At 46.8% G+C, this 18085-nt stretch carries 15 protein-coding genes; 8 read left to right on the plus strand and 7 right to left on the minus strand.

Annotated elements, in window-relative coordinates:
• Positions 1-71: 71 nt before the first annotated feature.
• From rsmG to mnmE, 3 genes are read right to left on the minus strand one after another with little or no spacing between them, the layout of a single operon-like run.
• Positions 72-788: a 16S rRNA (guanine(527)-N(7))-methyltransferase RsmG gene (gene rsmG, locus KNO69_RS12205; protein ID WP_015880223.1), complete on the minus strand. Its 717-nt coding sequence runs from the start codon at positions 786-788 to the stop codon at positions 72-74.
• Between the two features lie 4 nt (positions 789-792).
• Positions 793-2679, minus strand: coding sequence for a tRNA uridine-5-carboxymethylaminomethyl(34) synthesis enzyme MnmG (gene mnmG / locus KNO69_RS12210; RefSeq protein ID WP_015880222.1), 1887 nt, complete (start codon positions 2677-2679; stop codon positions 793-795).
• A gap of 15 nt (positions 2680-2694) precedes the next feature.
• Positions 2695-4074 (minus strand): tRNA uridine-5-carboxymethylaminomethyl(34) synthesis GTPase MnmE, encoded by a 1380-nt coding sequence (mnmE, locus tag KNO69_RS12215; RefSeq protein WP_031424082.1) that lies wholly within the window; start codon positions 4072-4074, stop codon positions 2695-2697.
• A gap of 170 nt (positions 4075-4244) precedes the next feature.
• Between mnmE and KNO69_RS12220 the strand changes: the two genes are divergently transcribed.
• A complete protein-coding gene (locus KNO69_RS12220) occupies positions 4245-5003 on the plus strand; it encodes a nucleotidyltransferase domain-containing protein (protein ID WP_214818333.1) in 759 nt (252 codons plus the stop codon).
• 13 nt (positions 5004-5016) lie between these two features.
• Here the strand turns inward: KNO69_RS12220 and KNO69_RS12225 are convergent, their stop codons facing one another.
• The 4 genes from KNO69_RS12225 to rpmH form a co-directional block, all read right to left on the minus strand.
• Positions 5017-5562, minus strand: coding sequence for an HdeD family acid-resistance protein (locus KNO69_RS12225; protein ID WP_031424079.1), 546 nt, complete (start codon positions 5560-5562; stop codon positions 5017-5019).
• Between the two features lie 101 nt (positions 5563-5663).
• Positions 5664-6524: a membrane protein insertase YidC gene (gene yidC, locus KNO69_RS12230; protein ID WP_015880218.1), complete on the minus strand. Its 861-nt coding sequence runs from the start codon at positions 6522-6524 to the stop codon at positions 5664-5666.
• Positions 6525-6628: 104 nt separating this feature from the next.
• Positions 6629-6973, minus strand: coding sequence for a ribonuclease P protein component (gene rnpA, locus KNO69_RS12235; RefSeq protein ID WP_015880217.1), 345 nt, complete (start codon positions 6971-6973; stop codon positions 6629-6631).
• Between the two features lie 154 nt (positions 6974-7127).
• On the minus strand, positions 7128-7262 hold the full coding sequence (rpmH, locus tag KNO69_RS12240) for a 50S ribosomal protein L34 (RefSeq protein WP_015880216.1): 135 nt from the start codon (positions 7260-7262) through the stop codon (positions 7128-7130).
• Positions 7263-8026: 764 nt separating this feature from the next.
• On the opposite strand from rpmH, the gene dnaA reads away from it, so the two are divergent.
• The 7 genes from dnaA (at position 8027) to KNO69_RS12275 (ending at position 17819) form a co-directional block, all read left to right on the plus strand.
• Positions 8027-9406 carry a chromosomal replication initiator protein DnaA gene (gene dnaA / locus KNO69_RS12245; RefSeq protein WP_015880215.1) on the plus strand — a complete coding sequence of 460 codons (1380 nt, stop codon included), beginning with the start codon at positions 8027-8029 and terminating at the stop codon, positions 9404-9406.
• A gap of 196 nt (positions 9407-9602) precedes the next feature.
• Positions 9603-10742: a DNA polymerase III subunit beta gene (gene dnaN / locus KNO69_RS12250; RefSeq protein WP_026824743.1), complete on the plus strand. Its 1140-nt coding sequence runs from the start codon at positions 9603-9605 to the stop codon at positions 10740-10742.
• Positions 10743-10868: 126 nt separating this feature from the next.
• The gene (gene yaaA / locus KNO69_RS12255) at positions 10869-11084 is read left to right on the plus strand and encodes a S4 domain-containing protein YaaA (protein WP_015880213.1); all 216 of its coding nucleotides are present in this window, start codon (positions 10869-10871) and stop codon (positions 11082-11084) included.
• A 1-nt stretch (position 11085) separates the two neighbouring features.
• On the plus strand, positions 11086-12204 hold the full coding sequence (gene recF / locus KNO69_RS12260) for a DNA replication/repair protein RecF (RefSeq protein WP_159563190.1): 1119 nt from the start codon (positions 11086-11088) through the stop codon (positions 12202-12204).
• Positions 12205-12253: 49 nt separating this feature from the next.
• Positions 12254-14182: a DNA topoisomerase (ATP-hydrolyzing) subunit B gene (gene gyrB / locus KNO69_RS12265; protein ID WP_211782032.1), complete on the plus strand. Its 1929-nt coding sequence runs from the start codon at positions 12254-12256 to the stop codon at positions 14180-14182.
• Positions 14183-14204: 22 nt separating this feature from the next.
• Positions 14205-16772: a DNA gyrase subunit A gene (gene gyrA / locus KNO69_RS12270; protein WP_078145951.1), complete on the plus strand. Its 2568-nt coding sequence runs from the start codon at positions 14205-14207 to the stop codon at positions 16770-16772.
• 57 nt (positions 16773-16829) lie between these two features.
• Positions 16830-17819, plus strand: a complete 990-nt coding sequence (locus tag KNO69_RS12275) for an HD-GYP domain-containing protein (RefSeq protein WP_214818336.1) — start codon at positions 16830-16832, stop codon at positions 17817-17819.
• Positions 17820-18085: the final 266 nt, after the last annotated feature.

The following is an 18085-nucleotide window of genomic DNA, read 5'->3' on the forward strand; positions in this document are numbered from 1 at the left end:
ACCCCTTTATGTAAAAAAATAAGCAGACTCCACCACTGGAATCTGCTTTTGTTTCACGTGAAACGACATCATCAGATAAGTGGCTCTTTCGCCGGTGTCCCCGCTTTACGCGGATATTTCCCGGGCGTTTTTCGTAGTTTATCTACAACTACGATATTACGCTCACTCATCTCTCCTGGCAATAGGAACTGGTGTGTCGCTTTTTCTTTCCCACCTAGAACGGCTAAAGCGTTTTTGGCGTCTGCCATCTCGTCAGAAACCTTGGCCGCTTTAAGCGCGACGAAGCTTCCGCCTACTTTCGCGAGTGGCAAACAGTATTCCGCCAACACGGTCATGCGGGCAACCGCACGCGCTGTGACGACGTCAAACTGTTCGCGGAACTTTTTATTTTTTCCGAACTCTTCAGCGCGACCATGATGGAACGCGACACCTTCGAGCCCGAGGGCGAGGGCCAATTCGTTCAAGAAGGTGATGCGTTTGTTTAACGAATCGATGATCGTGACGTGTAAGTGTGGGAATAAAATTTTAAGCGGAAGACTCGGGAATCCCGCTCCTGCCCCGACATCACATACGGTTTCGACTTTCGTGAAATCGAAATGAAACGCTGCGCTGAGCGAATCATAGAAGTGCTTCAAATATACTTCTTCCCGGTCCGTGATGGCCGTTAAGTTCATTTTTTCGTTCCATTCGACGAGCATTTCGAAGTAACGTTTGAACTGACTGAGTTGTGTCTCACTCAGTTCAAACCCTTCAGCTCGTAACGCTTCAATAAATTGAGATTCGTTCATCGTTTCACTCCACCGTTGCGTATTGTCCCTGTTCGATATAGACGAGCAAGATTGACACGTCTGCTGGGTTTACGCCTGAGATACGAGACGCTTGTCCGATCGAAAGAGGACGAACTTGTTTTAGTTTTTGTTTCGCTTCTGTCGCGAGACCACCGATCGCATCATAATCCAAGTTTTCTGGGATTCGTTTTTCTTCCATGCGACGCATCTTCTCGACTTGTTCAAGCTGTTTGGAAATATAGCCTTCATATTTCACTTGAATCTCGACTTGCTCTTTCACTTCATACGACAATTCTTCCGTTGACGGAACGACCGTCATGAGTGCTTCATAAGATACTTCCGGACGTTTCAACAAGATGTTGGCATGCGTCGCTTCTTTAAGCGGGTGCGCACCGACCGATTCGAGCATCGCATTGACTTCAGGTGTCGGTTTGACGACAAGTGACGCAAGTCGCTTCACTTCTTTTTCAATCGCTACACGTTTCTCGTTGAGGTGAGTGTGACGATCTTCTGAAAGTAAGCCAATCTCATACCCGATGTCGCTGAGTCGCAAGTCCGCATTGTCATGACGCAACAAAAGACGGTATTCGGCACGTGATGTGAGAAGGCGATACGGTTCGTTCGTCCCTTTCGTCACGAGGTCATCGATTAAGACGCCGATGTACGCTTGCGAACGGTCCAAGATGACCGGATCTTTTCCGAGCACTTTGCATGCGGCGTTGATTCCCGCCATGATGCCCTGTCCAGCCGCTTCTTCGTACCCGCTCGTCCCGTTGATTTGTCCCGCTGTGAAAAGACCTGGGACAGCTTTTGTTTCGAGAGTTGGCCAAAGCTGTGTCGGTACGACCGCATCGTATTCAATCGCATAACCGGGACGCATCATCTCTGAATTTTCAAGACCCGGGATCGTGCGAAGCATCTGATGTTGCACGTCTTCTGGCATACTCGTCGAAAAGCCTTGGACATAGATTTCTTCCGTATCGCGACCTTCTGGCTCTAAGAAGATTTGGTGACGCGGTTTATCATTAAAGCGAACGACCTTATCTTCAATCGATGGGCAATAACGTGGTCCCGTTCCTTTAATCGCACCCGAGTACATCGGTGAGCGATGCAAGTTCTCATCAATCAATTGGTGCGTGCGCTCACTCGTGTACGTGAGCCAGCATGGGATTTGTTCGATTGGATTCAAATCCGTCGAGGTGTACGAGAAGAATGATGGATTCTCGTCTCCTGGTTGAATCTCCGTCTTCGAGTAATCGATCGTCTTGCCGTCGATTCGTGGCGGTGTTCCCGTTTTGAATCGAACTAAGTCGAGACCGAGCTCTTCTAGATGCTTCGATAGCTCGACCGAAGGCATTTGGTTGTTCGGGCCACTTTCATATGCCAATTCCCCGATGATGATTTGACCGCGCATGAACGTTCCCGTTGTGACGATGACCGCTTTCGCGCGATATTCTGAACCTGTGTTCGTTACCACGCCACGTACTTCTCCGTCCTCAATTAACAAACGTTCGACTAGCGCCTGACGAAGCAGTAAATTCGGCTCGTCTTCTAGCACTTTCTTCATGTGATTTTGGTATTGGAATTTGTCCGCCTGTGCACGTAGCGCACGTACCGCCGGCCCTTTCGATGTGTTGAGCATCTTCATTTGGATGTATGTCGCGTCAATCGCACGCCCCATCTCGCCGCCGAGCGCATCGATTTCACGTACGACGATCCCTTTCGCCGGCCCACCGATTGATGGATTGCAATACATGAATCCGACCATATCAGGGTTCATGGTGAGCATCGCTGTTTTCGCGCCCATTCGAGCCGATGCGAGTGCTGCTTCAATCCCTGCGTGTCCGGCCCCGATGACGATGACGTCAAATTCGCCTGCCGTATAAGCCATATTCGTTCCTCCTTATTATTTCCCAAGACAAAACTGTGAAAAGAGCTGATCAATCAAGCTCTCCTGTACGGTATCTCCATTGATTTCACCGAGCGTATCCCACGCACGACGTAAATCGATTTGAACCATGTCGATTGGCATATTCATGACGGCACTCCCGAGCGCCTCATCAATTTGACCAATCGTTCGTTTGATTAATTGAATGTGTCGAGCGTTTGAGATATACGTCATATCTTGTGACTCGACCCCTTTTGCGAAGAAGAGATTTGCGATGGCCGCTTCAAGGGCATCGATTCCTTCATCTAGTAAGAGCGATGTCGCCACAATAGGACGTCCTGCCGCTAGTTTCTCTAGCTTAGAAGAATCCATGTTTTGTGGCAAGTCCGTCTTGTTGATGATGATGATGGCATTCATTCCTTTAACTGCCTCAAATAACGCCTCATCCTCGACAGTCAATCCCTCGTGTCCGTTCAAGACGAGAAGGACCAAATCTGCCGCCTCTAACGCTTTTCTCGACTTTTCCACACCGATTCGTTCCACGATATCTTCCGTTTCGCGAATCCCTGCCGTGTCGATCAATTTGAGCGGAACACCTTTCACATTGACGTATTCCTCAATCGTGTCACGTGTCGTTCCGGCAATTTCGGTGACGATCGCTTTCGTCTCTTGAACGAGCGTATTCATCAGAGAAGATTTACCGACGTTCGGTCGACCGATGATTGCTGTAGCCAAGCCTTCACGTAAGATTTTCCCTTGTCGCGCTGTCTCGAGTAACTGCTCGAGGACACGCTTGACCTCGCCCGCTTTCTCTTCGACGATGGCCTGGGTCATCTCTTCTGCGTCATACTCTGGATAGTCGATGTTGACCTCGACCGCCGCAATCGTCTCGAGCAACTGTTGACGTAACTCGCGAACGAGGCGTGACAAACGTCCTTCCATTTGCGCCATCGCAACGTTCATGGCCCGGTCCGTCTTCGCTCGAATGAGATCCATGACGGCTTCCGCCTGAGATAAATCGATTCGGCCATTTAAAAAGGCGCGCTTCGTGAACTCGCCCGGTTCTGCCAAACGGATGTCGGGTTGATCGAGAATGAGCTCAAGGACACGATTGACCGCCACGACGCCTCCGTGACAATTGATTTCGACGACATCTTCTCGCGTAAACGTCTTCGGTGCGCGCATAATACTGACCATGACTTCATCGACGATTTCGCCCGTATTAGGATATTTTAACGTTCCATAATGAATCGTATGTGAATCGACTGTTGTTAAGTCTTTCCCAGAAAACACATTGTTCACCGTTTCGACCGCCAAATCGCCCGATAATCGGACGATCCCGATGGCACCTTCACCCATCGGCGTCGAAATCGCTGTAATCGTGTCAAACTCTAGCATCTTTCTCCCTCCAAACCTAAACATCTTCTTCTATCATATGCATAACGAACCTACTATACACGATATTCGACTTGAACGAAAGAGTTGGCCCATCGATCAAGTCATTGCCATTCGACTCATCGTTTTCGTACAATAAAGAAATATATTTACATAGGAGAGAGGCATCTATTATGAACCAACAAGACGCAATCCGAATCATCACCGAGCGATTAAAGCACGACGAAGCGGTTCAAGCGATTTTTATGAAGGGCTCATTCGGTCGGGGAGAAGCCGATGAACATTCCGATATCGACCTCTATGTCATGGTGCACCCCGATGAGGAGGCCTCCTTTCTATCCAGACGCCTCGAGCATGTAACCGCCTATCGTCCGATTCTGTTAAAAGACGAGATTCACATCGTCGCGCCACAACTCATCGCTGTCTTTGATGATTTTCTTCACCTCGACCTGTTCACGGTCACGCAAGAGACGTTGAATCATCAAGACTCGATTCATGTAATCTACGACCCACAACAGCGACTTGCTAGACACGTCACTTCCTTACAATTAGACGAAGCGGCAATCAGTGACCATGCGTTCGATACCGTGTGGTTCTTTTTCCAATATACAAAATCACGCAATCGAGGCAACGCGATGTGGGCAACGGAGATGCTCCGGCAAGGAATGGTTCATTTCGCATATGTGTTAGCCGCTCACCACACACCGGACCGGGCATCCCTCGGTTTAAAAGATGTGACACAACGGCAAGAAATCGACCTACATCCATTTTATAATCAATTGACTCCCACCACTCATGAAAAAGCCGCCCACATCTATCTGGAGCGACTTCAGGCAGAGCAAACTTTTTTCGCATCACTACCTGGCTACAACGTGTTCGGACCGTTCATGGAACAGTTGATTCAACGAGAAAAAAGCCGTCCTGGCATATAGGGCGGCTTGTTTTTTAGTATCTTGCTTGGCGTTTCGTCGAACGAATCGTGAAATAGAGGAACAGTTCCAGTATCGCGATGGCGATGAGGATTCCACCGAACAATTGGAATAGCACGAGCAGGCTACTGAACGGATTCGTCAACATGAGAATCCCGACACCTATCCACAATAGACTTCCAATCAAAAACCAAAGCCATCGTCCCGACATCGATTGACGGTAACCGAGTGCCTGAATCAGGCGGATAATTCCACCGAATAAGAACAAGGCTCCGATCAAAATCGGGAGAAGACTAGCTAGCGTCTCTGCGAAGAAAAAGACGACCGCTGCCAAAATCAAATAGATGAGACCCATAAAGAAAGTGGGTGGCAACCCTCCCTGACGTCGACGCAACCCTTGAAAGATCATCCAAATCCCCATGATTGCTAAATAACCGGCAATGACATACACCATGACATCAAAGAAAAATCGAGGATATAACAAAATGAGAACACCAAGTACAAAATAAATGACCGCTTGCCATAACGTCGAACGTTCCAAACGCTGAATGAATGCCTCCATTTTCCCACACCTCCGTTTACTCGTTTCTAACTCTATTCCCCTCTGACCGGCTTGCAATCCCACAAAAAAAGCTGAGCGTCAGGAGACACTCAGCTTAGCGATTATTTACGCTTTTTCTTTTTGTTTTTCTTTTCTTCTTCAGCAAGCGCTGCACGCTCTGCTTCTTTCGCAGCGATTTTCGCTTCAGCCGCAACCTTCATCTTCTCACGCATCGGGAGCATGATTGCCATCGTGACGATGATCGAGATGATATAACCGACTACCCAGTATAACGAAAGGGCAGCTGGAAGGTTGATTGACATGACGAAGATCATAACCGGGAAGATATAAAGCATCATCTTCAACTGCGGGTTCTGTTCTTGACCCGCCATTGAGATTTTTTGTTGTGCGAACGTCAAGATTGCCGCTAAGATCGGCAAGACGAACGTTGGATCCGGAGCACCGAGGTCGAACCATAAGAAGTTCGCTTCGAAAATCTCAGGTGTACGGCGAATCGCATCATAGAATGCGAAGAGAATCGGCATTTGAATCAAGATCGGCAAACATCCCGCGAGCGGGTTGATTTGGTATTCCTGATAAAGCTTCATCATCTCTTCTTGGAGTTTACGTTGTGTTTCCTGGTCTTTTGAGCTGTACTTTTCACGAAGCTTCAGCATTTCTGGTTGCAACACTTGCATCGCACCCATACTCTTCGTCTGCTTGATCATGAGTGGGAGAATCAATAACCGGACGATAATCGTCGCGATGATGATTGAAATCCCGTATTGCCACGGGCCACCGACCAAGTAAGCAACTTCCTTCAAAAGCCATGCGAGCGGCCATACAAAGTACTTCGCCCAGAAACCTTCTGTGTCAGCCGTTACTGGTTCGGCTTGGATGGTAGACGGATCCACACAGCCTGCCATCAGCATGATGACCGCGGTCATGGCAGCGAGTAATCCTAATTTTAGCTTTTTGCTCATAGTTCCTCCTACGCTTTCTTTATCAATTCTTTTTAACGCACACGTCGATCGGGCAATCTTATCAGACTCTAATTATATGAGAGAACAAATTCAGATTGTCATGGTCACCGGCCCTGCTTTTGCCAAACCTTGGCCCGTTTGAATACGTGTTTCAAACTCTCGGTCACTTCCGACTGCGTCAATGCGGTCGCAGGTTTTCGAGCGATGATGACATAATCATTCGGTGCAACGTTTGGTTCGAGCAAGCGAAGCGACTCACGCATCAATCGTTTCATCCGGTTCCGTTCCACAGCATTTCCAAGTTTCTTACTGACGGAAAGACCCACTCTGAAATGCGTTTGATCCGCTTTGAGCGTGTAGACGACAAACTGACGATTGGCCACGGAGCGTCCTTCGCGAAACACCGCTTGGAACTCTTCATTCTTTTGCAGGCGGTATTCTTTTTTCAAAATTCTCACTCCATCCTTCGCTTCAAAAATCGTCAACTAACATCATATCATATCCACATCATTTGAACGAGGGAGAATCCATGAAATACTACGTTTCTGTGACAAACTAAAAAATTGCCCGAGGAAAGGATCCCCGGGCAATCTTCATTCAGAATTATACAGTCAAGGCTTTACGGCCTTTACGACGACGAGCAGCAAGAATGTTGCGACCGTTTTTAGTCGCCATGCGTGCACGGAATCCGTGAACTTTCTTACGCTTACGGTTGTTAGGGTTGAAAGTTGGTTTCATGGTTACAGCACCTCCTCAAGATTAACGCTCTATTAGCAAGTTATAGTTTCATTTAAGGCAGTCTTTAAGATTATATAAATCGATTCAACAATTGTCAATGTATTTTCGGATGGTTTTCGAATTCGTAGAATGAGGCACTCAGAAAGCATTCATCCACATGGATTCGATCCTTATCCGAAAGACGAGTAGGGGATGAATGTATACACAACCTTTACGTATTTTATAAACGGTCTTTATAAATAGCCACGTTGAGCCATTTTATCCACAAAATCTCGAAGTTATCCACATTTATATGTGAATAACTCCTCTTTTTTCATATTCTCATTCTTTATTTTTTCATTTTCTTCTTTTACAAAAACAATCTTTCATTTCACTTCTTCCTCTTTTGTGTATAACTTTTTCATCTCACATTCCATCATTAGTGCTTTATCCACAATATATCCACAGGTTATCCACAAAACACACAGCATGTGGATAAGTGTGTGTGGATACTTTTCTTTATCTGTGGATAAATACCAAAAAGCATTGCCACGTCTATTTTATTTTGCTAAACTGAATGTGCACAAACTTGTGGATGAACAATTCGTGATTCCAAGATATACACAGGCTGTGGATAAGTGTTATCCCCATAATGAACACCATGTGGATAACTTTATCCACAGTTTTTATTCTCTGGGGATAACCCTAGTTTCTACTATAGAATAGTGTATGTGTATATCGTGTGAATAAGTTTTACCCAACATGTGAGTAAAGGAGGTCTTTCATTGAAGAATGCTCGCGAGATTTGGAGAAATGTCTTATCGGTAATCGAGGAAGAAGAACGAACTCCAAAAGCCAGTTTTGACATGTGGTTGAAATCAACCGAGGGGATATCGTTGATGGGAACGACGCTCGTTGTGTCGGCCCCCGCCAGTTTTATCGTCACGTGGTTAGAGCGACAGTATCTATCGCTGTTACAAGATACGGTTGAAGAGATCACAAACAACAAGCTTGAAATTCATTTCATCGAAGAATCTCAAGCACACAAGTATGCTCCAGCGGATGGATCGTCAAATGAGTCCATCGCCGTGACAGAAACAAAAGAACAGCCCGTGCTATTACCTTCAAAAGAGGAAGGGGATCTTGGTCAACTGAATGACAAATACATTTTCGAGACGTTTGTCATTGGATCGGGGAACCGTTTTGCCCACGCCGCATCACTTGCTGTCGCTGAAGCACCTGCACGCGCCTATAACCCGCTCTTCATTTACGGAGGCGTTGGACTTGGTAAGACACATTTGATGCATGCGATTGGTCATTATGTAAAAGGTCAAAAACCGGGGGCTCGCATTGCCTATGTCTCTTCTGAGAAGTTCACAAATGAATTTATCAATTCGATTCGGGATAATAAGACCGGTGAGTTTCGGAACCGTTATCGAAACATTGATGTACTATTGATTGATGATATTCAGTTTTTAGCAGGGAAAGAACAAACCCAGGAAGAGTTTTTCCACACATTCAATGCATTGCACAACGATCAGAAACAAATCGTGATTTCAAGTGATCGACCACCAAAAGAAATCCCGACGCTAGAGGATCGACTTCGTTCACGCTTTGAATGGGGCCTAATCACAGACATCACACCACCGGACCTTGAGACGCGAATTGCGATTCTTCGCAAAAAAGCGACCGCGGAAGGGCTTGATATCTCGAATGAAGTCATGCTGTATATCGCGAATCAAATCGATACGAACATTCGGGAACTAGAAGGGGCACTGACACGAGTCGTCGCTTATGCAAAACTTGTCGGAAGACCAATCGACCCGGACGTGGCAGCCGAAGCGCTTCATAATATCATGCCTGTCCAGGAAGCGAAGAAAATTGTCATTCGCGATATTCAAGAAGTTGTCGGTCAACACTTCAACATTCAAGTAGAAGAATTGAACTCGAAAAAGCGAACCAAGACGTTGGCATTCCCACGTCAAATCGCAATGTATCTCTCGCGGGAGATGACGGAGAGCTCCTTGCCAAAAATCGGGGAAGAGTTCGGAGGGCGTGATCACACGACTGTGATTCATGCACATGAAAAAATTAGCACCCTTCTAAAGAACGATGTGGAAATGCAAGAGACGATTCAAACGTTGAAGAAGGCACTTTCTAACTAATGAAGAATTCACTGTGGATATCCTGTGGATAAACCACCTTAGTTATCCACAAGTTATTCACAGGCGAAATGGCTTAACACGTATGGATTAGGGGACTTATCCCCAGTATCCACAGCCCTTATTACTATTATGACTTAATTAATACTATTATATTATTAGGAAATGGACTCATTTCACCTTAGGAGGAATTATCCACATGCATTTAACGATTCAACGAGATGTATTCATGCAAGCCGTACAAGACGTATCAAAAGCTGTGGCTTCACGAACGACTATTCCAATTTTGACAGGCTTGAAACTTGAGGCACATGCGGATGGCTTAACACTGACAGGAAGTGATACCGAGATTTCGATTGAACGCTTGATTCCAATCGAAGAGGGTGGAATTGAACTCATTCAAATTCAACGTGCTGGAAGCGTCGTGTTGAACGCACGCTTCTTAGGAGAAATTGTGAAGAAGTTACCGACGAACGAGGTCACACTCGAAGTTTCACCGAACTTCATGACGCGCATTGAGTCTGGTCAGGCAGAGTTCCATTTAAACGGTCTCGACCCGGATGAATATCCACGCCTACCTGAACTTGCGAGTGATCGTCGCTTCTATTTGCCGGCTGATCTATTGAAGACCATCATCCGTCAGACGAGCTTCGCTGTTTCTTCACAGGAGACACGTCCCGTATTGACAGGGGTTAACTTCTCAGCAGAAAAGGGCTTCCTTACATGTGTCGCAACCGATAGCCACCGTCTGGCGCTTCGTCGTGCGCGATTTGAGACAGATAACGATTTGACGTTCCAAAATGTCGTCGTTCCTGGTCGCTCACTCAACGAATTGGCAAAATTACTCGACCGTGAAGAGTTGCCGATTGAAATCGTCTTAACGGACCAACAAATTTTATTCCGTATGAAAAACATCTCATTCTTCTCTCGTTTGTTAGACGGTGCCTATCCAGACACGTCACGTCTCATTCCGGAAGAATATCGCACAGCCGTTCGGATGAATGCGAAAGAGTTCTTACAGGCCATTGACCGTGCATCGCTCTTAGCACGTGCCGATCGCAACAACGTCATTAAATTTGTGGCGGAAGATACAACGGCAGTTGAAGTCTCTTCACACTCGCCGGAAGTCGGAAAAGTGTCGGAACGTGTCAGCATCCTGTCGCTTGAAGGAGAAGAACTAAAAATTTCCTTCAACTCGAAATTCGTGATGGACGCGCTCCGCGCACTCGATGCATCTGAAATCGAAATCCAGTTCACGGGTTCGATGCGACCGTTCATTTTACGACCGGTTGAACAAGATAGTGTTCTTCAACTGATTTTGCCAGTCCGCACATCGTAAGCTGCGGATAGGGATGATGAGGTGTCTTGCCTTGTCATCCCTCTTTTTGCCTTATTCGACGATTTTCGATAAACTAATATGTATGGCGATTTTTTCAGATCAGCATGTGAGAAAGGAAGTGACGACATGGAAAAAGTGTCAATTACAACCGAGTATGTAACGCTCGGACAATTTTTAAAATTAGCAGATATCATCTCAAGTGGGGGACAAGCAAAGTTCTTTTTAGAGGATGTCATGATTAAAGTGAACGGTGAGCAGGACCAGCGCCGCGGTCGTAAATTAAGAGATGGAGATACAATCGAAGTCGAAGGCTTCGGGGAATATCAAATCGAGGGAAACTGACGTGCATTTAAAGTCGATCCGATTGCAAAACTATCGCAACTACGAAACCCTCGAGCTAGATTTTTCAGAACAGACGAATGTTCTGATTGGTGAGAACGCCCAAGGAAAAACGAATCTTCTCGAATCGATTTACGTACTTGCGCTCGCAAAATCGCATCGGACGACACAAGACCGTGAGTTAATCGGTTGGGAAGCCGATGCTGCGAGTATCGAAGGACGGATTCATAAACGGACGGGCGAATCGGTGCAGAGTCTCTCTTTTTCTCCTAAAGGCAAGAAAGCAAAGCTCAATCATTTGGAACAACGTCGTCTCAGTGACTATGTCGGCGCATTTAACGTCGTCTTGTTCGCCCCAGAAGACTTAGCCATCGTGAAAGGCAGTCCGCAAGGGAGACGGCGATTTTTAGATATGGAAATCGGTCAGGTCAGTCCGGTGTACTTACACGAGCTCAATCAATACTTGAAGACGTTGAAACAACGGAACGCCTTGTTGAAGCAGTTATCCACAAAAGGTGGCGACGAAACGTTACTTGAAGTCTTGACGGATCAATTGATTGAACTTGCCGTAAAAATTGTGATGAGACGCTATCACTTCATCGACCAGCTCGAAAAATGGGCCAATCCCATCCATTCCGGAATCACAAGAGAACTCGAAACACTGACGATTCAATACGTTTCCGACACGTTCCAAAAAGAACGCTTCTCAAAAGAACAGATGTTTGAAACGTATCGTCAAAAGTTTGATAAAATAAGAGAGAACGAACGACGAAGAGGTGTGACCTTATTTGGTCCGCATCGTGACGATTTTGAATTGTATGTCAACAATCGAAACGTTCAAACGTTCGGTTCACAAGGTCAGCAACGAACGGCGGCCTTGTCATTGAAGCTAGCTGAGATTGAATTGATTCATGAAGAAGTAGGCGAATATCCTCTGTTGTTATTAGACGATGTGTTATCTGAGCTTGACGATCATCGCCAAACCCATCTCCTCGATACGATGGGACGGAAAGTACAAACGATTTTGACTACAACAAACATTGACGGGATTGCACATGAGACCATTCAACAAGCTAAAGTGTTTCACGTGAAACAAGGTGAGGTTGAAACGGAGTCCGTGTAATCGTGGCAAGAAGGAACACCAAATCATGTATAGTAGGTGAAAATAACCGATGAGTAATGAAAATGAAAAAGAATTGCAAGCGTACGGCGCCGATCAGATTCAAGTCCTTGAGGGCCTAGAGGCTGTCCGTAAACGTCCAGGGATGTATATCGGTTCCACAAGCTCTCGCGGTCTCCACCATTTAGTATGGGAGATTGTCGATAACTCAATCGATGAGGCGCTCGCTGGTTATTGTGACACGATCACAGTGACGGTCGAGCCAGGGAACTCGATCGTTGTTGAAGACAACGGACGTGGGATTCCGGTCGACGTTCAAAAGAAAACAGGTCGACCTGCCGTTGAAGTTATTTTCACGGTGTTGCACGCAGGTGGTAAGTTCGGCGGTGGCGGATACAAAGTATCAGGTGGTCTTCACGGTGTCGGGGCGTCAGTTGTTAACGCCTTATCGACGAAACTTGAAGTGTTCGTTCGTCGCGATGGAAACGTATATTACCAATCGTTCAAACGTGGTGTTCCACAGGGTGAACTTGAAATCGTCGGGACGACCGACACGACAGGGACGACGGTCCGCTTCTTCCCAGACGGGGACATCTTCCAAGAAACACTCGAATATGACTTTGATCTGTTAGCGACACGCTTACGTGAGCTCGCCTTCTTGAACAAAGGGTTACGAATCGTGGCTAAAGATGATCGTAGTGACGAGACGATTGAACGGAACTATCACTATGAGGGCGGAATCAAGTCTTATGTCGAGCACTTGAACCGGTCAAAAGCGTCGATTCATGAAGAGCCTGTGTACGTACACGGGACGAAAGATGGAATCGAAGTCGAGATTGCGCTTCAATACAACGAAGGTTTCGCAAGTAACATTTACTCATTTACGAACAACATTCCGACGCATGAAGGTGGGACGCACGAGACAGGATTTAAGACGGCACTCACTCGTTCAATCAACGACTATGCAAAACGGTTTGGTTTGATGAAAGAAGCCGACGGCAGCCTGTCTGGTGATGATGTCCGTGAAGGGTTGACGGCGATTGTTTCCGTCAAGCACCCGGCTCCCCAGTTTGAAGGACAGACGAAGACGAAACTCGGGAATGCCGATGCGCGTACGGCAACCGATACGTTGTTCAGCGACACGTTCGAACAGTTCCTACTCGAGAACCCGTCGGTCGGCCGCCTCATTGTCGACAAAGGCTTGATGGCGGCACGTGCGCGTCTTGCTGCGAAACGTGCACGCGAGATGACACGTCGTAAAGGGATTCTCGAAGTCAGTTCATTGCCAGGGAAATTGGCAGACTGTTCGTCAAAAGATGCATCGAAATCTGAACTATACATCGTTGAGGGTGACTCAGCGGGAGGTTCTGCGAAATCTGGACGTGATCGTCACTTCCAAGCCATCCTTCCGATTCGAGGGAAAATCATCAACGTTGAGAAAGCACGTCTTGATAAGATTTTGGCCAACCAAGAAGTCCGGACCATCATCACGGCTCTCGGAACAGGGATTGCCGATGAGTTTGACTTATCGAAAGCGCGCTATCATAAACTCATCATCATGACCGATGCCGATGTCGATGGTGCGCACATTCGAACGTTATTGTTGACGTTCTTCTATCGTTACATGCGCCCACTCGTTGAAAGTGGATATGTTTATATCGCGCAACCACCACTCTATGGTGTGAAGCACGGGAAAGAAACCATCTACGTTCAAAACGACCGTGAGTTGCAGGCGGCGATTGCACAACTTCCTGAAAATGCACGTTATAGCGTTCAACGTTACAAGGGTCTCGGAGAGATGGATCCTGAACAGTTATGGAATACGACGATGAACCCGGAAACGCGTTCGATGCTTCGTGTCGATCTTCAAGATGCGATCGAAGCGGATGAAATCTTCGAAACGCTCATGGGTGACAACGTCGAACCACGCCGTGACTTTATTCAATCTCACGCCCATTACGTGAAGAACCTCGATATTTAATAAGAAGGGTAGGCAATAACGAATGGCAGAACAAGAAAATATCAAGGATATAAATATTAGCCAGGAGATGCGAACGTCGTTCATGGACTACGCGATGAGCGTCATCGTATCACGTGCCCTTCCGGACGTGCGAGATGGATTAAAGCCGGTTCACCGTCGTATTTTATATGCGATGAACGAACTAGGTATTCGCGCGGACAAGCCACATAAGAAGTCGGCGCGTGTCGTCGGGGACGTCATCGGTAAGTACCACCCACACGGTGACTCAGCCGTTTATGAGACGATGGTCCGCATGGCTCAGGACTTCAGTTATCGCTACGAATTAGTCGACGGTCACGGGAACTTCGGTTCAGTCGATGGCGACTCGGCCGCTGCGATGCGTTATACCGAGGCACGTATGTCTAAAATTGCGATGGAACTCGTACGAGACATCGGAAAAAACACGATTGATTATCAACCAAACTTCGATGGTGAAGAAAAAGAACCAGTCGTACTTCCGGCACGTTTCCCGAACTTCCTTGTGAACGGGACGAGCGGGATTGCCGTTGGTATGGCGACGAACGTTCCGCCTCATAACTTGAACGAGGTCATCGACGGGGTACTGGCGCTTTCTCACAACCCGGACATCACGATTGCAGAATTGATGCAACATATCCCGGGTCCTGATTTCCCGACTGCGGGAGAGATTTTGGGACGTAGTGGGATTCGTCGTGCATACGAAACTGGACGTGGATCGATTACGATGCGTGCGAAAGCTGAAATCGAGGTCTTGAAAAATGGCCGTGAACGGATCCTCGTGCACGAGATTCCTTACCAAGTCAACAAAGCGCGTCTCGTTGAAAAGATTGCCGATTTGGTTCGCGACAAGAAAATCGAGGGAATCACGGACTTACGCGATGAATCAGACCGTAACGGGATGCGCATCGTGATTGAAGTTCGCCGCGACGCGAATGCGAGTGTCATCTTGAATAACTTGTACAAGCAAACACCGATGCAAACGACGTTCGGTGTTAACATGCTCGCGCTTGTAGGCGGTCGTCCAAAAACGTTGAACATCAAACAAGCAATCTATTACTACATCGAACACCAAAAAGAGGTCGTGCGTCGTCGGACGCAATTCGATTTAGACAAAGCGGAAGCACGTGCCCACATTTTAGAAGGTCTTCGTGTTGCCTTGGATCACTTGGATGAAGTCATCGCCATCATCCGTAGCACACGCACAGGTGACGAGGCTCGTGAAAAGTTGATTGCCCGCTTTGGACTTTCGACTGAACAGACGCAAGCAATCTTAGATATGCGTCTCCAACGTTTGACTGGTTTGGAACGTGAGAAGATTGAAGGCGAATATCGTGAAGTGAAAGCGTTAATCGAAGAACTTCGTGCGATTCTCGGAGACGAAGAATTGCTACTCGATATCATTCGTAACGAGTTAATCGAAATCAAAGAGCGATATGGTGATGCTCGTCGTACGGTGATTCGTACGGATATCGTTGAACTCGAGGACGAAGATTTGATCCCAGTTCGCGACATGATGATTACGCTCACGAGCGAAGGATATATCAAGTCGATCCCATCGGATTCATATCGGACACAGCGCCGTGGTGGACGTGGGAAACAAGGTATGGGAACGAATGATGAAGACTTTGTGCTTCGTCTGCTCTCCGCGTCGACACACGATACCATCCTGTTCTTCACCAACTTCGGACGCGTCTTCCGTCTCAAAGGATACGAAATTCCTGAGATGAGCCGTACCGCGAAAGGGATGCCGATCATTAACTTGCTTCAAATCGACAAGGGTGAAAAAGTCGAAACGATGATTCCGGTCGATTTCAATAGTTACTTGGCTAACCAAACGGTAGCGGAAGAAGCCCAGGATGAATCGGAAGAAGTGGCAGACGAGCAGTTGTCTCTCGTCTTCATCACGAAAGAAGGATTGATTAAGCGTTCGCCACTTTCGGCATACGCCCGAATCAACAAAAACGGTCTACGTGCCATCAGCTTGAATGAGACAGACGAGCTCGTCACGGTTCGTTTAGCGAAGAGCGACGATGAAATGTTGATCGTCACCCGTCAAGGGATGTCGATTCGCTTCCCTCTCGAAGGAGAAGTTCGTTCGATGGGACGTACGGCACGAGGCGTGCGCGCGATTCGATTGAAGAAGGATGACGATTTGGTCGTCTCGATGGAAATCGTTCGCACCACGCAAGACGTCTTGATTATCACGGAAAAAGGATACGGAAAACGTACGGCCATGGAACAGTTCCGCACACAAGGTCGTGGCGGTTCCGGTATCATCGGAATTAAGACAGATCGTGGAACAGTCGTCGGGATGCGTGTCGTCGATGAAGACGATGACATCATGCTGATGACCGAACTCGGTGTTGCGATTCGAATCGATTCACAAACGATCTCTCAAATGGGTCGAAGTACTCGCGGTGTGAAAGTGATGAACATCGAAGAGGGCGATCGTTTGGCGACTATCGCAAAGTTGAAAAAAGATGAGTTAGAAGAGGAATCAGCAGTCGATTTGGAGAATGGGTTTGAGGATGAAGCACCTGAAACCGACGAATCGTCTGATGTGAATGAGTAAGACGAGAGGTCGAACGGTGTTTCCGTTCGACCTTTTCATATATTAGGAGGGATTCGCGTGCGTTTGAACTTATCTACTGTACATGTTGGGATGACGCTATTGTCACCCGTTTCTTCTTTAGAAGCCGGAATCCACTTAACCAATGAACATTTACGTTTGCTCCGTTTCTTAAAAATCGAAGATATCGATGTCGCACCTGTTGAACAGAAGCTCTTCACGTCTAAAGAAGAACAGCGCCTCTGTAATCAGGTCCTTCAATATGAGAAGCATTATAATCAGTGGGAAGAACGGATCGCACCTAACCCATATGAAGGTCTAGAATTCATTCATCAACTATTTCGTCAGGAAGTTCCGCTTACAGCGATCGTTCATTTCTTTACGCATCAGCCGTTGCGGAAAAATCATGTCATTTACCATTCCGTCTATCGAGCGCTCGTCACCCGTGCCTTATCGAAATATCGAGGGGACGAACATCAACTCCAATTTGATTACGGGATTGCTTCTTATTTTGCAGATGCGAGCTACGCTAAAATTCGGAAATGGTCTCATATGCGTTATTTCACAAAAATGGAACGGGAGCTATTGTATCAACACCCACTCGTTTCGGCATCGATGCTCCCGAGTACTCAAACGTTACGAGGAAGAGTGTATCAATTGATTACCGAGCATCATGAGCGATTGGATGGATCCGGGTTTCCAAAACGTCTGACGGAACGCGAGTTGAATCCAGCCTCTCCTCTATTTATTGTCGCCGATCGCTTCTGTCAGTTGACAGCACCCCGAACGTTCCGAAAGCCGCTCTCTCCAGAGGAAGCATATTTCTATATGTGGCAGAACAAAGCCTATGATGGAGAAGCTTTGTCGCTTCTTGCGACATTACTTGGATTTTATGAAATCGGTCGCCCTGTTTTATTGAGCAGTGGAGTACGAGGAACGATACATGCCTATACGAATCGTGTCGAACAACCGATTGTGCTTGAAGCGACAGGGGAGAAAGAATATGATTTATCGCGATTAACCGATGTGAGCATTGTTGCATTTCAATAAGAAGAAACTAGCGATTCCATTCAACAAAATGAAATGGAATCGTCTTTATTTATTCTTTTTTAAAAAACTTTCTTTTTATAGTTGACGGATATAATTACAGGTGCTATTATAAATGAGTCGCTAAGAGCGGCAGACGAACTTTGAAAACTGAACGATGAGGCAAAAATAAGTTTTACAATTTTTGAATGAAGCGCAAGCTTCGTCAATTTAAGAGCTATATCAAATTCTTTGGAGAGTTTGATCCTGGCTCAGGACGAACGCTGGCG

Source organism: Exiguobacterium sp. s131, assembly GCF_018617345.1.
GTDB lineage: Bacteria > Bacillota > Bacilli > Exiguobacteriales > Exiguobacteriaceae > Exiguobacterium > Exiguobacterium profundum.